12 protein-coding genes are annotated in these 12,862 nt (G+C 68.9%); 6 read left to right on the forward strand and 6 right to left on the reverse strand.

The window, feature by feature from the left end; genetic code table 11:
• Positions 1–19: 19 nt before the first annotated feature.
• The gene (locus ABL844_RS16990; RefSeq protein ID WP_126020090.1) at positions 20–715 is read right to left on the reverse strand and encodes a GntR family transcriptional regulator; all 696 of its coding nucleotides are present in this window, start codon (positions 713–715) and stop codon (positions 20–22) included.
• 121 nt (positions 716–836) lie between these two features.
• On the opposite strand from ABL844_RS16990, the gene ABL844_RS16995 reads away from it, so the two are divergent.
• The 3 genes from ABL844_RS16995 (at position 837) to ABL844_RS17005 (ending at position 3,930) form a co-directional block, all read left to right on the forward strand.
• Positions 837–2,078: a pyridoxal-phosphate-dependent aminotransferase family protein gene (locus ABL844_RS16995; protein ID WP_418128276.1), complete on the forward strand. Its 1,242-nt coding sequence runs from the start codon at positions 837–839 to the stop codon at positions 2,076–2,078.
• A 73-nt stretch (positions 2,079–2,151) separates the two neighbouring features.
• On the forward strand, positions 2,152–3,129 hold the full coding sequence (locus ABL844_RS17000; RefSeq protein ID WP_126020094.1) for a Bug family tripartite tricarboxylate transporter substrate binding protein: 978 nt from the start codon (positions 2,152–2,154) through the stop codon (positions 3,127–3,129).
• Positions 3,130–3,159: 30 nt separating this feature from the next.
• Positions 3,160–3,930 (forward strand): fumarylacetoacetate hydrolase family protein, encoded by a 771-nt coding sequence (locus ABL844_RS17005; RefSeq protein ID WP_418128277.1) that lies wholly within the window; start codon positions 3,160–3,162, stop codon positions 3,928–3,930.
• Here ABL844_RS17005 and ABL844_RS17010 read toward each other — a convergent pair.
• Entirely contained in the window at positions 3,879–4,841 is a 963-nt protein-coding gene (locus ABL844_RS17010; protein ID WP_418121137.1) for a LysR substrate-binding domain-containing protein, read from the reverse strand. The genes ABL844_RS17005 and ABL844_RS17010 overlap by 52 nt on opposite strands.
• 94 nt (positions 4,842–4,935) lie before the next feature.
• Here ABL844_RS17010 and ABL844_RS17015 point away from each other — a divergent pair, with 94 nt between their 5' ends.
• Entirely contained in the window at positions 4,936–6,126 is a 1,191-nt protein-coding gene (locus ABL844_RS17015) for an MFS transporter (RefSeq protein ID WP_184637747.1), read from the forward strand.
• 43 nt (positions 6,127–6,169) lie between these two features.
• Complete coding sequence (locus ABL844_RS17020) at positions 6,170–6,694, forward strand: GNAT family N-acetyltransferase (protein WP_260319263.1); 525 nt, start codon at positions 6,170–6,172, stop codon at positions 6,692–6,694.
• Positions 6,695–6,712: 18 nt separating this feature from the next.
• On the opposite strand, the gene ABL844_RS17025 is transcribed toward ABL844_RS17020, so the two are convergent.
• Positions 6,713–9,478 carry a diguanylate cyclase domain-containing protein gene (locus tag ABL844_RS17025; protein ID WP_418128278.1) on the reverse strand — a complete coding sequence of 922 codons (2,766 nt, stop codon included), beginning with the start codon at positions 9,476–9,478 and terminating at the stop codon, positions 6,713–6,715.
• Between the two features lie 154 nt (positions 9,479–9,632).
• On the reverse strand, positions 9,633–11,078 hold the full coding sequence (locus ABL844_RS17030; RefSeq protein ID WP_418128279.1) for a PLP-dependent aminotransferase family protein: 1,446 nt from the start codon (positions 11,076–11,078) through the stop codon (positions 9,633–9,635).
• Between the two features lie 108 nt (positions 11,079–11,186).
• Between ABL844_RS17030 and ABL844_RS17035 the strand changes: the two genes are divergently transcribed.
• Entirely contained in the window at positions 11,187–11,627 is a 441-nt protein-coding gene (locus tag ABL844_RS17035) for a carboxymuconolactone decarboxylase family protein (RefSeq protein ID WP_418128280.1), read from the forward strand.
• A gap of 6 nt (positions 11,628–11,633) precedes the next feature.
• Here ABL844_RS17035 and ABL844_RS17040 read toward each other — a convergent pair whose 3' ends face one another.
• Entirely contained in the window at positions 11,634–12,044 is a 411-nt protein-coding gene (locus tag ABL844_RS17040; protein ID WP_418128281.1) for a PaaI family thioesterase, read from the reverse strand.
• A gap of 33 nt (positions 12,045–12,077) precedes the next feature.
• On the reverse strand, positions 12,078–12,791 hold the full coding sequence (locus ABL844_RS17045; RefSeq protein ID WP_418128282.1) for an FMN-dependent NADH-azoreductase: 714 nt from the start codon (positions 12,789–12,791) through the stop codon (positions 12,078–12,080).
• Between the last annotated feature and the right edge of the window lie 71 nt (positions 12,792–12,862).

Raw genomic sequence — 12,862 nt, forward strand, 5'->3', positions numbered from 1 at the left:
GCCGATTTACTCGGCCGCTTTACTTGGCTGATTTGGCCGGTGGATAGATCTCGCCGGCACGCAGCAGCTCCAGCACCGTGTCGCGCTTGCGCAGCACGTGCGACACGAGCACCTTGCGCATGGCCTCGGCGTCGCGCTTGGAGAGCGCGTCGATCATCTGCTCGTGCTCCTCGACCGCATGCTTCCACTTCGCCTCGTTCTGGTTGGTGCGAAAGCGCAGCGACTGCACGCGGGCGTTGATGGAGCGGTAGGTGTTCGACAGCACCGGGTTCGCCGCCGCCTCGTTGATCGCGGTGTGGATGCGCGCATTGAGCCTGTAGTAGCCCGAGAGATCGCGCCGCGCAAAGCAGGCCAGCATCTCGTAGTGCAGCGCGCGCACCTCGGCAAGCTCTTCGTCGGTGATGCGCCGAGCGGCGAGCTCGCCCGACATGCCTTCGAGCATGGCGAGCACCTCGAAGGTGTCGAGCACGTCGGCCTCGGTGAGCTTCACCGCCACAGCGCCCCGGTTGGGCAGCAGGTCGACCAGCCCTTCGGCCGCGAGCAGCTTGATGGCTTCGCGCAGCGGCGTGCGCGACACGTTCAGCTGCAGGCACAGCTCGCGTTCGTTGAGCTTGGCGCCGGGTGCGATGAGCCCTTCGACCAGCATGGTGCGCAGGCGCGCGGCCACCTGGTCGTGCAGCGCGAGCCTGGAGATTTCGATGATTTCGGCGGTCATGGTTTTGTCCCTTGAATGCATTTTGAATGCAAAAAACAGGACCCACAACCTTGGCGCATAAGGGTAAACCATCAAGCAAAAATGAATTTTGAATGCAAAACTGAACGCGAAAGGAGCGTTCATGCTGCAACTCGACATCCATCCCACCGGCCGCCACTTTCTCCAGATTCCCGGTCCGAGCCCCGTGCCCGACCGCATCCTGCGGGCCATGAGCCTGCCTACCATCGACCATCGCGGGCCCGAATTCGGCACGCTCGGGCTGAAGGTGCTGGGCGGCATCCGGCAGATCTTCAAGACGAAGCACCCGGTCGCGATCTACCCTGCCTCGGGCACCGGCGCCTGGGAGGCCGCGCTCGCCAACACGCTGAGCCCGGGCGACCACGTGCTCATGTACGAGACCGGCCACTTCGCCTCGCTGTGGCAGAAGATGGCCACGCGCCTGGGCCTGTCCACCGAGTTCCTCGCCTGGCAAGGCGCCGATTCGCAGCTGCCAAACGCGCCGAGCTGGCGCCGCGGCGTGCAGGCCGATCTCATCGAGGCCCGCCTGCGCAAGGACAGCGAGAAGAAGATCAAGGCCGTGTGCGTGGTGCACAACGAGACCTCCACCGGCGTCACCTCCGACATCGCCTCGGTGCGCAAGGCCATCGACGCGGCAGGCCACCCCGCCCTGCTGATGGTCGACAGCATCTCGGGCCTTGCCAGCGCCGACTACCGCCATGACGAATGGGGCGTGGACGTGTGCGTCAGCGGCTCGCAGAAGGGCCTGATGCTGCCGCCGGGCATCAGTTTCAACGCGCTTTCGCCGCGCGCACTCGAAGCCGCGAAGCACGCGAAGCTGCCCAAGGCCTTCTGGGCCTGGGACGAGATCGTCGAGATGAACAAGGACGGCTACTGGCCCTACACGCCCAACACCAACCTGCTCTACGGCCTCTCGGAGTCGCTGGACATGATCCTCGGCGAAGGCCTGGACAACGTGTTCGCGCGCCACCAGCGCTGGGCCGCCGGCGTGCGCGCCGCCGTCAACGCCTGGGGCCTGCCGGTCCAGTGCGCCGACCCGGCCGTGTACTCGCCCGTGCTCACCGGCGTGATCACGCCAGAGGGCGTGGACGCCGACGCGCTGCGCCGGCTGATCCACCAGCGCTTCGATCTCTCGCTGGGCACCGGCCTGGGCAAGCTCAAGGGCCGCATGTTCCGCATGGGCCACCTGGGCGACAGCAACGACCTGACGCTGGTGGCCATGGTCGCCGGTGTCGAGATGGGCATGAAGCTCGCGGGCATCAAGCTGGCAGGCAGCGGCGTGCAGGCCGCCATGGACCACTTCTCGAGCCACACGGCACCGGCCGCGCTGCAGAAAGCCGCATAGACAACAGGCTCACAGGCTCGCAGCGCCACTGCCGGCGCGCATCGGATTCCCACCCACGACGGAGACAAGGAAGATGCAGAGACGTTCGTTGATCCAGGCTGCGGGCGCCGCGGCCGCCACGCTGGGCGTGCCCCGGCTCTTCGCGCAGGAGTGGCCCACGGGGCCGGTGCGCATCGTTGTCGGCTTTCCGCCCGGCGGCGGCACCGACGCGCTGGCCCGCGTGGTCGCGCAGAAGCTCACCACGATGTGGGGCCAGCAGGTGATCGTCGAGAACAAGGGCGGCGTGGCCGGCGTGCTCGCGGCCGACTACGTGGCGCAGCAGCCCAGCGACGGCAGCACACTGCTGATGGCCCACATCAACAGCCACGCGCTCGCGCCCAGCCTGCAGCCCAAGCTGCGCTACAACGTGGAGCGCGACTTCGTGCCCATCGTGCTGGTGGGCGTCACGCCCAACCTCCTGATCGCCAACCCGGCGCAGAAGGCGCTGAGCGTGAAAGACATCGTCGCCGCCTGCAAGGCCGCGCCCGGCACGCTGAGCTTCGGCTCGGCCGGCGCCGGCTCGGCGCAGCACCTGGCGCTGGAAATGTTCAAGCTGCAAGGCGGCGTCGATGCGCTGCACGTGCCCTACAAGGGCAGCGGCCCGCTGCTGGCAGACCTGATGGGCGGGCAGATCCAGTACAGCTTCGAGACCATGACCGCCGCCACGCCACACGTGAAGAACGGCCGCGTGCTCGCCGTGGCGCAGACGCGCACCAAGCGCGCCAAGGGCCACCCCAACGTGCCGACCATGCAGGAGCAAGGCTTCCAGGGCTTCGAGGCAACCACCTGGTACGGCCTCGCCGGCCCGGGCAAGCTGCCCGCGTCCATCGCGCAGAAGGTGAACCGCGACGTGAACACCGTGCTGGCCATGCCCGACGTGCAGGAGCGGCTGGACACCTACGGCGCGGAGGACGGCGGCGGCTCGCAGGACAAGTTCAGGCAGTTCATCAGCACGGAGATTGCCAAGTGGGCGAAGGTGGTGAAGGACGGCAACGTGCACGTCGAGACCTGAAGGGCCTGCTTTGCTGAGAAGATCCGGAAGATGAATCCATCCCAGACCGCCCTCACCGACGCACTCGTGGCCGCGCGCCGCGGCAACCGCACCCTCGACGCCACGCCCTGGCTCGACACACTCGAAACCGCGGCACAGGCCTATGAAGTGCAGGACGCCGTTGCGGCGGCGCTCGGCTGGTTCGAGAGCCAGCCGGTGCCCCGCGCATGGAAGTCTGGCGGCGGCTCGCGAAGCGCGACGCTCACGCATGCGCCGCTGCCGCCTGAAGGCGTGCGGCAGAGCCCGGCGGATTTCAGCGACCTCGTCTTCCACACGCCCGGCATCGAGGCCGAGATCGCCCTGCGGCTCGGCCACGACGTGACGCCCGCGCGAGCTGCGACGCTCGACCACGAAAACTCGGCAGCGCTGATCGACGCCATGGCGGTTTCAGTGGAAATCGTCGATGCACGCTGGCAGGACCTCCCCTCCACGCCCGCCCTGCTGCGCCTGGCCGACTCGCAGGTGCACGGCGCGCTCGTGCTCGGCGAGTGGAAACCTTTCGCCGCTGTCGACTGGGCATCGCAGCGCTGCGAGACGAAGATCGGCAATACCGAAGTGGTGGTGCGCGAGGGCACGCACCCCCTGGCCGATCCGGCGTGGCTGCTGCCGATCTGGCTGCGCCACATCACGCGCAACGGGCGGACGGCGCCGGCCGGCACCGTCGTCACCACGGGCTCATGGGTGGGCGTGCTGCCCTGCCGGCGCGGCGATCAGGTGACGGCCGAGTTCCCCGGCATCGGCGCCGTGCGCTTGATCGTGTAGCGCCCGCCTCCCACGCCCGAGCAGGCCACCAGGAAGTCGAGCACCGCCCGCACCCGCGCGGGCAGCGTGCCGGCCTTGCCGATGTAGACCGCGTGGATCGGCTCCACCTCGGCCGGATTGAATTCCTCCAGCAGCGGCACCAGCCGGCCAGCGTCGATGTCGTGCTGTATGTGATACAGCGACAGCCGCGCCACGCCCGCCCCGGCGATGGCCAGCTGGCGCAGCGTTTCGCCGTCGCCCGCGCGCACCGGGCCGGCAACGGGCAGCCACTGCATGCGGCCGTCCACGCGCAGCGGCCAGTCGGGCGTGTTGCGGCGGTAGCTCCAGCCAAGGCGGTTGTGCGCCTGCAGCTCCTGCGGCGTGCGCGGCGTGCCGTACTTGGCGAGGTAGTCAGGTGCGGCGACGATGGCCTGGCTGGTTTCACCCAGCCTGCGCGCCACAAGGTCCGACGCCGGCAGCTGGCCCCAGCGGATCGCGATGTCTGCGCGCTCGTCCATCAGGTCGACGATGCGGTCGGTCAGCGCGATGTCGAGCGTGATCTGCGGGTGCATCTCGAGCAGCCGCGGCACCAGAGGCACCAGCTTGTGGTGGCCGAACGAGACGCTGGCGTTGATGCTCACCCGCCCGCGAGGCGCGGCGCCGGCCGAGGCGCAGCGCTCGGCCTCGTCCATGTCGGCCAGCACGCGCAGGCTGCGCTCGTAGAACTCCGTGCCCTCGGGCGTGAGCTGCAGCTTGCGCGTCGAGCGGTGCACCAGCTGTATGCCCAGGCGCAGCTCGAGCCGCGCCACCAGCTTGCTCACGGCCGAAGGCGTCATGCCCAGCAGGCGCGCGGCGGACGAGAAGCCGCCCGACTCCACCACCTGCACGAAGGCTTCCATTTCGCCGGAGCGGTTGACCTCGATGCGCGGCATGGCTCCTCCTCAGTTCTGTGACTTCAAGTCACAAGTCTATGTAGCCGTGGCATTCTAGTCATCGATGGCATTCGTCCTCACAGTACAGGGCATCATGCCAATCGCTCTACTTGCCCTCACCGCCGGTGCCTTCGGAATAGGCACTACCGAGTTCGTCATCATGGGCCTGCTGATGCAGGTCTCGACGGATCTTCACGTCTCCATCACGGCCGCCGGCCTGCTGATCTCGGGCTACGCCCTAGGGGTCGCGGTCGGCGCTCCCGTGCTCACCATCGCCACCCGCAAGCTGCCGCGCAAGACGGTGCTGCTCGCGCTGATGGCGATCTTCACGCTCGGCAACCTCGCCTGTGCCCTCGCGCCCAACTACGAAATGCTGATGGCCGCGCGCGTCATCACCTCGCTGGCGCACGGCACCTTCTTCGGCGTCGGCTCGGTGGTCGCCACCGGGCTGGTGGCGCCGGAACGCCGCGCCTCGGCCATCGCGATCATGTTCACCGGCCTGACTGCCGCCACGCTGCTCGGCGTGCCCGCCGGTGCATGGCTGGGGCTGCATTTCGGCTGGCGCTCTACCTTCTGGGCCGTGACGGCGATCGGCGTGCTGGCCTTCGCGGTGCTCTCGGTGTTCGTTCCCCGCGTCAAGGAAGAGGCCAAGGCCGCGCCGCTGCGCGAGGAGCTGGGCGTGCTTGCGCGTCCGCAGGTGCTGCTCGGCCTGGCGATGACGGTGCTCGGCTTCGCAGGCGTGTTCGTGGTCTACACCTACATCCAGCCGCTGCTCACGCAGGTCACGGGCCTGTCGGAATCGGCCGTGTCGCCGATCCTGCTGGTGTTCGGGGGCGGCCTCGCTGTCGGCAACCTGCTCGGCGGCAAGCTGGCCGACCGGGCGCCGATGGCCGCCGTGTTCGGCACGCTGGTGGCGCTGGCGGTGGTGCTCGGCGCAATGCAGTTCACCATCGGCACGCCTTTCACCGCAGTGGTGTTCGTCGGACTGCTGGGCGTGGCCTCCTTCGCCACCGTGGCGCCGATGCAGCTGCGGGTGCTGGAGAAGGCTTCGGGCGCCGGTCAGAACCTGGCTTCGAGCCTCAACATCGCTGCGTTCAACCTCGGCAACGCGCTCGGCGCCTGGGTCGGCGGCGTGGTGATCGAACATGGCCCCGGCCTGCGCGCGCTGGGCTGGGTGGCCGCGCTGCTCACGCTGGTGGGCCTGGCCATCGCGCTGTGGAGCCGCGCGCTCGACAGGCGCGAGCCGCGCGACGCGCTGGCCGACTGCGCTTCGGCCCGGGCCTGAGTTCTTCTTCTGGGGGAGCGCGAGAGCACAATCGCGCGGCCCCATGCCCCGCAGCACTCACCTCCACATCCGCCCCGCCATCGCCGCCGACGCTCCCGCGCTGGCGGCTTTGTCCATCCAGGTCTGGCTTAGCACTTATGCGACCGAAGGCGTGAACGAGCTGCTCGCGCGCTACGTACTGGACGAGTTCACGCCGGCCGCCTTCGTTTCCTGGATGAGCGATCCGGACACCGCCCTGCTCGTCGCCGAGGCAGGCGGCCATCTGGCCGGCTACGCCCGACTGCGCTTCGGCGCACCGCAGGAGTTGTTTCCCGCCGCCAGCACCGAACTCTGCACCCTCTACGTGCAGGAGCCCTTCACCCGCTCGGGCGTGGGCTCCGCCCTGTTGCGGGAGGCCCGCTCCACGGTACGTGGTCGCACGGGCAACGGCGCGCTCTGGCTCACGGTCAACGTCCGCAACCGCCGCGCCAGCGCCTTCTACGAGAAGCACGGCTTCGCCCACAGGGGCACGGCCTGGTTCGCGCTGGGCGATGGCCGCCACGAGAACCACGTGCTGGGCGCCTGCTGATTCGCAGGGCCTGCCGGCTCAGTGCTCCAGCCGCGTCGGCGAGCCGCTGTGCGAGCCGCCGGACTGCATGAAGAACGCGAACCTGTCGCGCCCCGCCGCCTTGGCGTTGTAGAGCGCGACGTCCGCGCGAGCCAGCAGCTCCTCGGCCGTGGCCGACGAGCCGCTCGCGCGGTGGAAGGCGATGCCGATGCTGGTCGTCACGTCGACGCGCTGGCCGTCCACCACGAAGGGCGGCGTGTGGACGCGGTCCACGATCTTCTCCGCGACGATGGCGGCCGCCTCCGGCGTGCCCAGCCCCTCCAGCACCAGCACGAATTCGTCGCCGGCCAGCCGCGCGACCATGTCGGTGCCGCGCACGCAGCCTTGCAGCCGCCGCGCGTATTCGGAAAGCACGGCGTCACCCACCGCGTGGCCCATGGTGTCGTTGATGGCCTTGAAGTGGTCGATGTCGAGGAACATCAGGGCCATCGCATGGCCGGTGAGCTGGCTGCGCAGCACCGCGTCGGGCAGGTACTCGTTGAAGGCCAGCCGGTTGGGCAGGCCGGTGAGCGTGTCCAGCCGCGCCAGCTCGATGAGCTTGTGCTCCACCACCTTCAGCGCCGTGATGTCCAGCGCCAGCGAGAAGATGCCGTGCGTCACGCCGTCGGTGCGCACGTCGGGCACGTAGATGACCTGCGTGATGCGCTCGCTGCCCGCGAGCTGCATGCGCGCCTCGAATTCCACGCGCTCGCCCGCCAGCGCGCGCGCCAGCATCGGCTGGCGCGACACGTACACCTCGCGGCCCGACACCTCCTGCACGTGGCGCCCCAGCACCTGTGCCGGATCGAGCCCGAGCCACTCGCGGCTGGTGGCGTTGGCGAAGGTGATCTTCTCCTCGCGGTCGATGTAGGTGATGAGCGCCGGCATGTTGTCGGTGATGGCGCGCAGCCGCAGCTCGCTCTCGGCCTGGCGCAGCTCTGCTTCCTTCAGCGCCGTGATGTTGAAGGACATCAGGTAGAAGCCCACCACTTCGCCGCGCAGGTTCTTGTCGGGAATCAGGTTGACCTGGAAATAGCCCTGGCGGCCGTGCAGCGGCGCGCGCACCGGAAAGCGCACCTTCTTGCCCGAGAACATGACCGGAAGGTACGGTTTGAGCTGGGAATAGATCGTCCTGCCCAGGGCCGAGCGCAGCGTGGTGCCCTGCAGCGCCGACTTCTCGCCCAGGCCGGCCATCTGCCGCGCGCGGATGTTCGCGAAATGGCAGTTCTGCTGGCGGTCGAAGTAGCCGACCAGCGCCGGGATGCTGTCGGTCACGTCGCGCAGGCGGGTTTCCTGTTCGCTCAGCGCGCGGCGGATGTTGACCTCCTCGGTGATGTCGAAGGTCATCGAGAACACGCCGCACACCCTGCCCTGGGCGTCGAGGTCGGGGATGTAGTGCGCCTTGAAGGTGCGGTCGCCGATGCCCAGCGCCGGGTCGCCCGATTTCTCGAGGATCACGGTCTCGCCGGCCAGCGCGCGCATGAAGTGCGGCTCCACGACCGCGAAGTCGGCCGGGCCGCGCACGTCGGGCATCAGGCGGCCGACGAGCGGCCCGTTGCCGCGGTGCAGCGCCCGCACGTGTGCATTGACGAAGGTGTAGCGCAGCGACGCGTCGACGTGCGACACCATCGCCGGAATGCTGTCGGCAATGATGCGGACCTGCGCCTCGCTGTGGGCCAGGCTGCGCTCGATGGCGCGCCGCTGCTCCATCAGCTCGTCGAAGGTGCGCGAGAGGTCGCCGATCTCGTCGGCGGCGTAGCGCCGCTGCGCCACGGGCGTCCCTTCGTCCCCCCCGGAGGGCGCCTGCTGGGTGGACTGCATGTGACGGTGCAGTTCCGCCAGCGGGGTGAGCTGCCGGCGCACCACGGCCAGCGTCAGCGCGCCGGCGCACAGCGCCAGCGCGAGCGCGCCGATCCAGGCACCGCGCTCGATGGCGTTGATGCTCGCGAAGGCCTCGCTGCGCGGATACATCGCCCCGACGATCCAGTTCGCCTGCACCATGCGGTCGAAGGCGTAGAGGCTGGGCACCCCGGCCTCGTTGACGCCTTCGCTGGAGCCCTGGAAGCCGGCCATCGCGCGGAGTATCTGGGCGTCGCCGCCGCTGCCGTTGGGCTGGACGTGATTCAGGATGCGCGCGGCGTTCGGGTGGTCGACCACGATGCCGTCCACCGTGGTCACGAACAGGTAGCCGGTCTTGCCGAACTTCACGTCGGCGAGCGTGCCCAGCACGCTGCGGTCCTTCAGGTTGATGGCGCCGGAGATCACGAAGCGCACCTGCCCGGTGCTGTCGAACACCGGCTCGGTGATGGCCACCTGCGCCAGTCCGTTGAGCCGGTTGCGGTAGGGCTCGGACACCAGGCCCGTCCTGGAGGCGACCGTCTGCTGGAAATAGGGCCTGTCCTTGACGTTCACCTTGCCGATCGCCTGCGCGCCGTTGAGGTTGGCCACGAGGTTGCCGTCCATGTCGAGGAAGGCGACGTTGTCGAAGGCCTGGCGCAGCGAGGGATGCTTCTCCACGAAGGTCTGAAGCGCCGCCGTGCCCTGGAAGTCCTGGGCCTCGACGCTGCCGCTGAAGGTCTGCAGCAGGATGCGGCGGCTGCCGAATTTCTGGTCGATCGCGTCGGCGATGGCGTCCACCCGGGCGAACTCCTCGGACGCGATCGAGGCGCGCATGCTGCTCTTGACAAGGTGCAGGGCGAAGGTGGCGATCGCGAAGGTGGCCAGCAGGACCACCGCCGCCACGCCCAGGCTCAGGCGTGTGTGCAATCCGAACCGGAATTTCGAGGGACCTGTTTGATTCATTGAACTTGCTCGGAGCCGGTACGTTGCCGGCGGCGCGAATGTTTCCCGTCTCTGAGTATCGGTGGGTTCGGGTTGCGGCGGAAGATACCGGGTTTACGCGGCGCGGGCGCCGCCGGATTCATTCCATTTGCAACAGCACGTCTCGTACCCGGTCCAGCGACGGGTCGATGTCGGCCTCGCCGATGGCGCCGAACCCCAGCATCAGCCCCGCCCGAGGGGGTGAGAAATGGAAGAACGGCGCCAGCGGATACAGCCCCACGTCGACCCGGCGCGCCAGCCGCACCAGCTGGTCCATGTCGATCCGGTCCCCTTTTCCGGGCCTGCACAGCGCCGCCATGTGGATTCCGGCCGAGATCGGCACCAGCTCGAACCACGGCGAAAGATCTTCCGCGAAGCGCCGCACGATGCGCTCGCGTCGCTGCGCATAGGCTGCGTGGCAGCGCCGGATGTGCCTGTTGAGGTCGCCGTCGGCGATGAACTTCGCCAGTGCCGACTGCGCCGGCGTCGCGGTGTGGCAGTCGCTCAGGTACTTGGCCGTGGCGGCTGCCTCCAGCACGTCGGGCGGCGCGAGCAGGTAGCCCAGCCGCAGATCGGGCGCCAGCGTCTTCGAGAAGGTGCCGACGAAGACCACGCGGCCGTTGGCATCCATGCCGTGCAGCGAGTCGGCCGGGCGGCCCTCGTAGCGGAATTCGCTGTCGTAGTCGTCCTCGATGACGATGGCGCCCAGTTCGTCGGCCCGCTTCAGCAGTGCCTTGCGGCGCGCCTCGCTCATCGGCATGCCCAGCGGGAACTGGTGCGCGGGCGTCACGTAGATCAGCTGCGTTCCGTCGGGAATGCGCTCAACCACCAGCCCTTCGCCATCGACCGGTATGCCCACCACCTTCGCGCCCTGCCCGGCCAGCAGCAGCCGTGCCGGCGGATAGCCCGGCTCCTCCATCGCGACCGTGCTCCCCGGCTCGACCAGCACCCGCGCGACCAGGTCCAGCGCCTGCTGCGCGCCGTTGGTCACGAGGATGTCGGCCGCGACGCAGCGCACGCCCCTGGAAAAGCTCGCGTGCCGCGCGATGGCGTCGCGCAGCTCCGGCAGGCCCTCCGCCTCGCCGTACAGCCCGCGCGAGCGGGCGCCTTGCCGCAGCGCATGCAGCATGCAGCGGCGCCAGTCCGCGTGCGGAAAAAGATCGCGCGCCGGCGCACCGCCGATGTATTCGTAGCGCGCGCTGCCAGCCGGCGCGGGGTGCCGCAGCGGTGTGCTCATGCCGCGCCAGTGCTCGACCATGGCGCCCCCGGCCAGCGCCCGCGTGGCTGCCGCGCCCGGCCTGCGCGCCGCGTCCTGGGCCACGAAGGTGCCGCTGCCGACGCGGCCCGTGAGCAGCTTTTCGAAGCTCAGGCGGGCGTAGGCCTCCGACACCGTCTTGCGCGACAGCCCCAACTGCTGGGCGAAGAGGCGCGACGGCGGCAGCTTCTCGCCCGCCGCAAGCCGGCCGCTGCGAATGGCCTCCTTCAACTGCCGGTACAGCTGGCCGGCCAGGTCCTTGTCGCCTTCGATGACGACGTGCAACTCCATGGGATTGGTCTCCTGCGAATGCCCCGGATTGGCCGCCTGCGGCGACGCCCCTCGCTCCTAGCATCGAGGCTGCATTGAACCACTCAACCCGTTGAAGGAACCCGCGCCATGCAATCCCGCCTCGACTTCTACAAGGCTTCTCCCGACGCACTCAGGGCCATGATCGGCTTCGAAGCGGCCATCGGCAAACTCGGCCTGGAGCCGAAGCTGCTCGACCTGGTCAAGCTGCGCGCTTCGCAGATCAACGGCTGCGCCTACTGCATCGACCTGCACTCGGCCGACCTGCGCAAGGCCGGCGAAACCGAACGCCGCCTGGCCACCCTGTGCGTGTGGCACGAAACGCCGCTCTTCACCGGGCGCGAGCGCGCAGCGCTGGCCTGGACCGAAGCGCTGACGCAGGTGTCGCTCACCCACGCGCCCGACGAGGCCTACGAAGCGCTGGCCGCTCATTTCAGCGAGGCGGAATGTGTCAACCTGACGATGGCGATCAACGCCATCAACAGCTGGAACCGGCTGTCGATCGGCTTCCGCAAGCAGCTGGCGGACTGAGCGGGATCAGCCCTTCACGATGCGCGCGCTGGCCGTGGAACGCGCCACGATACGGCCGCCGGCATCGCTCAACCGGGCTTCGAGAAAGGCGATCGTCCTGCCCCGCTGCACCACGCGGCCCTCGCCGTACAGCAGGCCGGGCTTCGCGGCAGCCAGGAAGGACACGCTGAGGTCGATGGTGACGGAGCAGGTCTCCTCGCCTTTCAGCACCCACAGCGCCGGCCCCATCGTGTCGTCGAGCATCGCGGCCAGGATGCCGCCCTGCACCGCGCCCGCGGGGTTGAGGAAGGCGTCGGTGGCGACGAAGCTCAGGCGGATCGAGCCCTTGGCTCTGTCGAAATCCAGCACGCGCTGGCTGAAGAGTTCGGCGGTGGGTGGACGGGGGAAACGCTCCAGCCACGGGTCGTCGATCGTCATTTTTCTTTCGCTCCGGAAGTGGAGCGAAAAATCCTAGGCGGTGGCTGCTGACAGCGTGGTGTCAGCAGGCTCCAGCAGCGCATCCACCAGAGCGTCCACCCGTTGCTCCGCGCGCCGGATCGACTGGGCGAGCTGCTCGCCGCCGAACTCGTCGGACTCCACCGCTGCCTCGTATACCTCCGTGATGCCGATGTAGCCCAGGGCCGAGCGCACGCTGTTCTCGGTGTGGTTGAGATGCGCGATGCGCCCGCCCGCGTCGTAGCCGTGGTCGCCGCGCGCGCCCAGCAGCACCACGCGCTTGCCCGCGTCCGCCAGCATCGGCCAGTACGGCACCGCGCCGCGCGAGCGGTCGAATCCGAAGGTGCGGCCCACGCGCACGATGTTGTCGATCCACGCCTTGAACTGCGCGGGCGCGCTGAAGTTGTACATGGGAAGGCCCACCACGATCAGGTCGGCCGCGACGAGCTGGTCGACCAGCCGGTCGCTTTCGGCGAGCACCTGCGCCATCCAGGGCTCGCGCGCGGCGGGCGGCGTGAAGGCCGCGTGGATCCAGCGGCCGCTGACGTGCGCGGGCGGCTGCTGGCCCACGTCGAGGTAATCGACGCGGTCGCCGGGCCGCGCCTCGAGCCAGCGTTCGACGAAGCGCGCGGAAAGGCGGCGGGTGTGCGAGCCGTGCAGGTCGGTGTCGGAACGGCCCGGCCGGGCGCTGGCGTCGATGTGGAGGATGTTCATGGTCGCGTTCGTCATGGATGAGTTTCCTTCTTTCGTTTCGCGCTGCCAGAATGGAGCGCAGGCCTTGAATCTAGGTTTCAAGAGCC

The sequence above is a fragment of the Variovorax sp. 278MFTsu5.1 genome, assembly GCF_048305045.1.
Classification (GTDB): domain Bacteria; phylum Pseudomonadota; class Gammaproteobacteria; order Burkholderiales; family Burkholderiaceae_C; genus Variovorax; species Variovorax guangxiensis.

Excerpts from the sequence above, each read along its gene's own strand:
- ABL844_RS16990 (WP_126020090.1), bottom strand. The coding sequence starts at position 715 with ATGACCGCCGAAATCATCGAAATCTCCAGGCTCGCGCTGCACGACCAG.
- ABL844_RS16995 (WP_418128276.1), top strand. The coding sequence starts at position 837 with ATGCTGCAACTCGACATCCATCCCACCGGCCGCCACTTTCTCCAGATT.
- ABL844_RS17000 (WP_126020094.1), top strand. The coding sequence starts at position 2,152 with ATGCAGAGACGTTCGTTGATCCAGGCTGCGGGCGCCGCGGCCGCCACG.
- ABL844_RS17005 (WP_418128277.1), top strand. The coding sequence starts at position 3,160 with ATGAATCCATCCCAGACCGCCCTCACCGACGCACTCGTGGCCGCGCGC.
- ABL844_RS17010 (WP_418121137.1), bottom strand. The coding sequence starts at position 4,841 with ATGCCGCGCATCGAGGTCAACCGCTCCGGCGAAATGGAAGCCTTCGTG.
- ABL844_RS17015 (WP_184637747.1), top strand. The coding sequence starts at position 4,936 with ATGCCAATCGCTCTACTTGCCCTCACCGCCGGTGCCTTCGGAATAGGC.
- ABL844_RS17020 (WP_260319263.1), top strand. The coding sequence starts at position 6,170 with ATGCCCCGCAGCACTCACCTCCACATCCGCCCCGCCATCGCCGCCGAC.
- ABL844_RS17030 (WP_418128279.1), bottom strand. The coding sequence starts at position 11,078 with ATGGAGTTGCACGTCGTCATCGAAGGCGACAAGGACCTGGCCGGCCAG.
- ABL844_RS17035 (WP_418128280.1), top strand. The coding sequence starts at position 11,187 with ATGCAATCCCGCCTCGACTTCTACAAGGCTTCTCCCGACGCACTCAGG.
- ABL844_RS17040 (WP_418128281.1), bottom strand. The coding sequence starts at position 12,044 with ATGACGATCGACGACCCGTGGCTGGAGCGTTTCCCCCGTCCACCCACC.
- ABL844_RS17045 (WP_418128282.1), bottom strand. The coding sequence starts at position 12,791 with ATGACGAACGCGACCATGAACATCCTCCACATCGACGCCAGCGCCCGG.